Source organism: Sphingopyxis sp., assembly GCF_035250425.1.
In the GTDB taxonomy this organism is placed as follows: domain Bacteria; phylum Pseudomonadota; class Alphaproteobacteria; order Sphingomonadales; family Sphingomonadaceae; genus Sphingopyxis.
Genome location: NZ_DATFFD010000164.1, coordinates 1 through 5,827 on the forward strand (window position 1 = coordinate 1; position 5,827 = coordinate 5,827).

Annotated in this window: 6 protein-coding genes; 2 read left to right on the plus strand and 4 right to left on the minus strand. The window is 64.2% G+C overall.

Annotated elements, in window-relative coordinates; genetic code table 11:
• Positions 1-391: acyl-CoA dehydrogenase family protein (locus tag VJ811_RS09725; RefSeq protein WP_324072074.1), on the minus strand; the 391-nt coding region annotated here is incomplete at its 3' end.
• Between the two features lie 51 nt (positions 392-442).
• On the opposite strand from VJ811_RS09725, the gene VJ811_RS09730 reads away from it, so the two are divergent.
• On the plus strand, positions 443-1,246 hold the full coding sequence (locus VJ811_RS09730) for a crotonase/enoyl-CoA hydratase family protein (RefSeq protein ID WP_324072075.1): 804 nt from the start codon (positions 443-445) through the stop codon (positions 1,244-1,246).
• Between the two features lie 2 nt (positions 1,247-1,248).
• Positions 1,249-2,028 carry a tyrosine-protein phosphatase gene (locus VJ811_RS09735; RefSeq protein ID WP_324072076.1) on the plus strand — a complete coding sequence of 260 codons (780 nt, stop codon included), beginning with the start codon at positions 1,249-1,251 and terminating at the stop codon, positions 2,026-2,028.
• A gap of 117 nt (positions 2,029-2,145) precedes the next feature.
• Here VJ811_RS09735 and VJ811_RS09740 read toward each other — a convergent pair whose 3' ends face one another.
• The 3 genes from VJ811_RS09740 to lpdA all read right to left on the minus strand — a co-directional run bounded on the left by VJ811_RS09740 (position 2,146) and on the right by lpdA (position 5,774).
• A complete protein-coding gene (locus VJ811_RS09740; RefSeq protein WP_324072077.1) occupies positions 2,146-3,480 on the minus strand; it encodes an amidohydrolase family protein in 1,335 nt (444 codons plus the stop codon).
• A gap of 74 nt (positions 3,481-3,554) precedes the next feature.
• Positions 3,555-4,148 carry a phosphatase PAP2 family protein gene (locus VJ811_RS09745; RefSeq protein WP_324072078.1) on the minus strand — a complete coding sequence of 198 codons (594 nt, stop codon included), beginning with the start codon at positions 4,146-4,148 and terminating at the stop codon, positions 3,555-3,557.
• Between the two features lie 225 nt (positions 4,149-4,373).
• Positions 4,374-5,774, minus strand: a complete 1,401-nt coding sequence (gene lpdA / locus VJ811_RS09750) for a dihydrolipoyl dehydrogenase (RefSeq protein ID WP_324072079.1) — start codon at positions 5,772-5,774, stop codon at positions 4,374-4,376.
• Positions 5,775-5,827 lie beyond the last annotated feature (53 nt).

Below are 5,827 nucleotides of genomic sequence, written 5' to 3' on the forward strand. Positions count from 1 at the left end.
CGATGCAGGCGTAAAGTTCGCCCTTCGCGATGCCGGGAAGATAGCGCTGACGTTGTTCCTCGCTGCCATAGCGCAGGATCAGCGGCCCGGTCTGTCGATCGGCGATCCAGTGCGCGCCAACGGGCGCTCCCGCCGCGAGCAATTCCTCGATCACCACATAGCGTTCGAGCGGGTGGCGATCTCCGCCACCATAGCGCGCCGGCAGCGTCATGCCGACGTACCCCGCCGCACCCAGCGCGCGGCTGAAGTCGGGATCGAAACTCGCCCAGCAATTCGCGCGCGCCACCACATCGCCCTGCGGCTGGTTCACCGCAAGCCAGGACCGCAAATCGGCACGCAGTGCGGCAATGTCGCCGGGCGGATCGAAAGGATAGAGCGCAAAGCCTTGCATGTCCCGCCAGCCATGCAATAGCTTTGGTTAGTCAGCAAAGGATAATTGAAGATGGGCGAATTTCTGAGTGTCGAGCGGCGGGGCAAGATCGCGATCCTGACGATGATCAAGCCCGAAAGCATGAATGCGATCGGCACCCACGAAGACTGCCAGGACATCATCGACACGCTCCGCACCCTCGGCGACGACCGCGGTGTCAGTGCGATCATCCTGACCGGCAGCGGCAAGGCATTCAGCGCCGGCGGGAACCTCAAGGGCATGCAGGATCGCCAGGGAATCGGCGTGCTCGACCAGCCCGATTCCACCCGCGCCAATTACCGCAAGGGCGTGCAGGCGGTAATCCGCGCCTTGATGGATTGCGAGGTGCCGATGATCGCCGCGGTCAACGGCCACGCGATCGGGCTGGGCTGCGACCTTGCCTGCACCTGCGACATCCGCATCGCGGCGGAGAGCGCGAAATTCGCGTGCAGCTTTATCAAGGTCGGGATCGTGCCGGGCGACGGCGGGGCATGGCTGCTCCAGAAGATACTCGGCTATCCGCGTGCGGCGGAGCTGTTCCTGACCGGGGACCGCTTTGACGCCGCACAGGCAAAGGAATATGGTCTGGTCACGGACGTCGTGCCCGATGCGGAACTGCTCGACCGTGCGATCGCCATTGCCGAGCGGATCGTCTGCAACCCGCCGCGCGCGCTGCGTCTGACGAAGCGTTTGCTGCGCGAGGCGCAGCACAGCCGGATGAGCGATATTTTGGAACTGAGTGCAGCCTATCAGGCGATCGTCCACGAAACCGCGGATAACCGCGAGGCGATCAATGCCTTCGTCGAAAAGCGTCCCCCGGTGTTTACAGGAGAATGATGATGATTGCCGAGCGAGTCCTGCCACTGGCCGGCGTCCACAATTTCCGCGACTATGGCGGTTACGCGGTCGAGGGTGGCGGGCGGCTGCGCGACGGGACGCTGTGGCGCTCGGCGCATCATGAGGCTGCGACCGACGATGATCTGGACGCACTCGACGCGCTGGGGCTGGAGACGGTGATCGACCTGCGCGGCGACGACGAGCGCGAGCTGCACCCGTGCCGGCGGTCGGAGAGCTTCTCGGCGCGCGTGCTGTTTGCGGGCGGCATTACCGCCGGCCTTGCGCCGCATCTGCAGGCGGCGGGCGGGACGATCGATGTCGAGACGGCGCGCGAGCGGATGATCGATACCTATGCCGGCATGCCCTATCGCCCCGCGCTCGTCGCGACGCTGCGGCTCTATCTGGCGGCGCTCGCCGAATATGACGCGCCGAGCCTTGTCCACTGCGTTGCGGGCAAGGACCGCACGGGCTTTGCGGTCGCGATCGTCCATCGGCTGCTCGGGGTCCATGAGGACGACCTGATGCAGGACTATCTCCTCACCAACACCGCGGGCAAGATCGAGGAACGCATCGCGCAGGGCGCCGCGCATATCCGCTCGCGTTATGGCGCCGAAATCCACGACGATGCGATCCGCGCCTTGATGTCGGTCAACCCCGCCTATCTCGACGCCGCGCTCGCCACGGTGCGGCGTGATCACGGCGATATCCCGACCTATGCCGAGGCGGTGCTGAACTTCACCCCCGACATGCGCGAGGCGTTGATCGACCGGCTGGTGGTTTAATTCGCCAACCAAAACCCGTTTGCCCTGAGCCTGTCGAAGGGCCGTTCTTCTTTGCGGCGTCAAAAGAATGAACGGTGCTTCGACAAGCTCAGCACGAACGGAATCGGGGTGAGCGGCTCAGTTCCCCTTCACCAGCACCCCGCCCTTCACCACCGCATCGACGCTTTCAAGCTGGCGAACATCGGTCAGTGGATCGCCGTCGACCGCAACGATATCGGCGTAGCGCCCTACCGCGATCGCGCCGACATCCTTCTCACGGACGAGCGCCTCGGCGGCGTTTTTCGTCGCGGCCTGGATCGCCTGCAGCGGGGTCATTCCATATTCGACCATGACGCGGAACTGGCCGCCGACCTGGCCGTGCGGCATGACGCCCGCGTCGGAACCGAACACCATGCGCACGCCGGCCTTCACGGCCTTGCGGAAATTGTCGCGCTGGATCTGCGCGATCTCGCGGTCCTTGCGGAGGTTATCCTCGAGCACGCCGTTCTTCGCACCCTCGGCCTGCGTATATTCGGTGTTGTAGATGTCCATCGAGAACCACACGGGCTGTTTGCGCGCGACGGCCATGCGGATGCCCTCGTCATCGACGAGGCTGACATGCTCGATCGTGTCGATCCCCGCAGCGATCGCAGCGCGGATACCGTCGGCGCCGTGCGCGTGCGCGGCGACGCGCAGGCCCCATTGATGCGCCTCGTCGGCGATCGCCGCGAGTTCTCGTTCGGAGACCTGTAACTGCCCGGGTTCGGTGTTGCGCGAAAAGACGCCGCCTGTGGCGCAGACCTTGATCACCTCGGCGCCATATTTGCGCTGGCGGCGGACCTGGAAGCGCAGTTCCTCGGGCGTGTCGCCAACCCCCTCTTCCTTGCCGTCCTTCTTTTCGAGGCTGGGCGGCAGGAAAGTGCTGTCGCAATGCCCCCCGGTCGCGCCGAGCGCATAGCCCGCGGGGACGATGCGCGGGCCGGTCGCATAGCCCGCGTCGATCGCCTGTTTGAGCCCGATATCGTTGCGGTTGTCCGACCCGACGTTGCGCACCGTCGTGAAGCCGGCACCAAGCATGTCGTTCGCGTTCTTGACCGCGGTCATGCCCCAGAAGCTGTCGGTGAATTCGAGCCCGCGATAGCCGCCGATATCGGCGGGGCCGTCGAGGTGGACGTGCATGTCGATGAGGCCGGGAAGCAAGGTCTTGTCGCCGAGGTCGATATGCTTGACGTTCGATCCCCAGCGGACGGTGCGCGCGTCGGCGATGTTCGTGATGCGGCCGTCGGCGCCGACGAAGATCGCGGGAAATTCGACCGTCTTTCCGGTCAGGACGTCGATGTAGCGTGCGGCGGTGATCACCGTCTGCCCGGCCGCGTCCTGTGCCTGCGCGTGGGCGATTGAGGCGGCGAAAAGCGCCGTCGAGCCCAAAGCGATTCCCCGCAGAAAACTACGTAACTTCACTCGCGATTGCATGTTTACCCCGCCTGTTGTTGGTGCCCGGATCCGGTGATGGCAAAGCGGTGCAAAATAGGACAGCGGAAAATGCGTCAGGCGGCCGCGCTGTGCTTTGCGACCCACCATGCACCGAGCAGCGCGAACGCCGCACCGAGCATCGTGCCGCCGACGATATCGCTGGCCCAGTGAACGCCGAGCATGATGCGCGAGAAGCCGTTGAGGATGATCATCGCCGCCGCGAGCGTCCATGCGTAGGGACGCCAGCGTGGCGGCGCGAGCGAGGCGAGCAGCAGATAGACGACCGCGGCGCTCGTCGCGTGGCCGCTGGGGTAGGAAGAGCTCGTTTGATGGTCGAGGTGATCGATCAGGTCGGGACGCGCACGGGCGAAGCCGAGCTTCAGCAGGCTGGAGGCGAGGTTCGAGAGCAGCGATGCGCCGCCCAGCGCGATGGCACAGCGCGGGCCGCACCAGTGCCAGACGAGGCCGCACAGCAGGATGACGATGATCCAGCGCGGGGTGCCGCCGCCGATCCAGCTTGCTCCTTGCATGAAGGCGATGAAAGCGGGATTGCGTTCATCGACGCGGATCGCCAGCGTATGCGAGATTTGCCAGTCGATGGCCTGCGTCCAGCCTGCGCCTACTGTCAGGCCGAGCAGGATGACCGTGAGGAGCAAGGCGGCGGCCACGATGACATAGCGCGATGATTTGGTGATGGCTTGTCCCTCAAGTCAAAAAATGACTCGCACAAAGGCACGAAGCCACAAAGACCCGTCAAACCCGTTCGCCCTGAGCTTGTCGAAGGGCCGCTCTTCCTTTCGAGCGTCGAAGAGAAGAACAGTGCTTCGACAAGCTCAGCACGAACGGGGGAAGAAAAGCCCCATTTGTGGCTTCGTGGCTTCGTGCGAACCAAATCAAATATGCAGAGGCCGCCCGAACGCTGCCAGCACGCCTTCGTGCATCGTTTCGCTGAGCGTTGGATGCGGGAAGACAGTGCCGATGAAATCATCCTCGACCAGTTCGGCGGTCTTGCCGATCGTATAGCCCTGGATCAGCTCGGTGACCTCGGCGCCGATCATGTGCGCGCCGAGCAGTTCGCCGGTCTTCGCGTCGAACACCGTCTTGGTGAAGCCCTCGGACTCGCCCAAGGCAATCGCCTTGCCGTTGCCGATGAAGGGGAAGGTTCCGGCTTTGACCTCGTAACCGAGTTCCTTCGCCTTCGCTTCGGTCAGCCCGACGCTTGCGATCTGCGGGCGGCAATAGGTGCAACCGGGGATGTTGCGGACGTCCATCGTGTGCGGATGGTTGCCCGCGATCGCCTCGACCGCGATGATCGATTCGTGCATCGCCTTGTGCGCGAGCCACGGCGGCGCGGTGACGTCGCCGATCGCCCAAAGGCCGGGGACGTTGGTGCGGCACATCGCGTCGGTGTCGATATGGCCCTTGGTCGTCTTCACGCCCAAGGCTTCGAGGCCGATATTTTCGGTGTTCGGGACGATGCCGATCGCGACGATCGCGTGGCTGAACTCGGCGGATTGGGTCTTTCCGTCCTTGCCCTTGATTTTCGCCGACACGCCGTTGGCGGTCGCCTTCAATTCCTCGACGCCCGCGCCAGTGTGGATCGTCATGCCCTGCTTCTTGAGCGCTTTTTCGAGGAAGGCCGAGACGTCGGCATCCTCCACGGGGACGATGCGGTCGAGCATCTCGACCACGGTCACCTCGGCGCCCATATCGTTGTAGAAGCTGGCGAATTCGATGCCGATCGCGCCCGAGCCGATGACCAGGAGCTTGGTCGGCATCTCGGGCGGGGTCATCGCGTGGCGATAGGTCCAGACCCGCTTGCCGTCGGCGGGAAGATTGGGAAGATCGCGGGCGCGCGCGCCGGTGGCGAGGATGATGTTCTTCGCGCTCAGTTCGGTCTTCTTGCCGTCCTTGTCGGTGACCGAGAGCTTGCCCTTGGCCGTCAGCTTGCCCTCGCCGAAGTGCACCGCGATCTTGTTCTTCTTCATCAGGTGCGTGACGCCCTGATTGAGCTGCTTGGCGACGCCGCGCGAGCGCTTGACCACTGCCTCGATGTCCGCGCTGATCTTCTCGGCGGCGAGGCCGTAATCCTTGGCGTGCTGCATGTAATGGAAGATCTCGGCCGAGCGGAGCAGCGCCTTGGTGGGGATGCAGCCCCAGTTGAGGCAGATGCCGCCGAGCAATTCGCGCTCGACGATGGCCACCTTGAGGCCGAGCTGTGCGCCGCGGATCGCGGCTACATAGCCGCCGGGTCCCGAGCCGAGGACGATGAGGTCGTAGTTGGTGTCAGCCACAATTATCTCCTTGTTCGCCATTCCGGTCGCGGAGTTTGTCGATCAACTCCCAA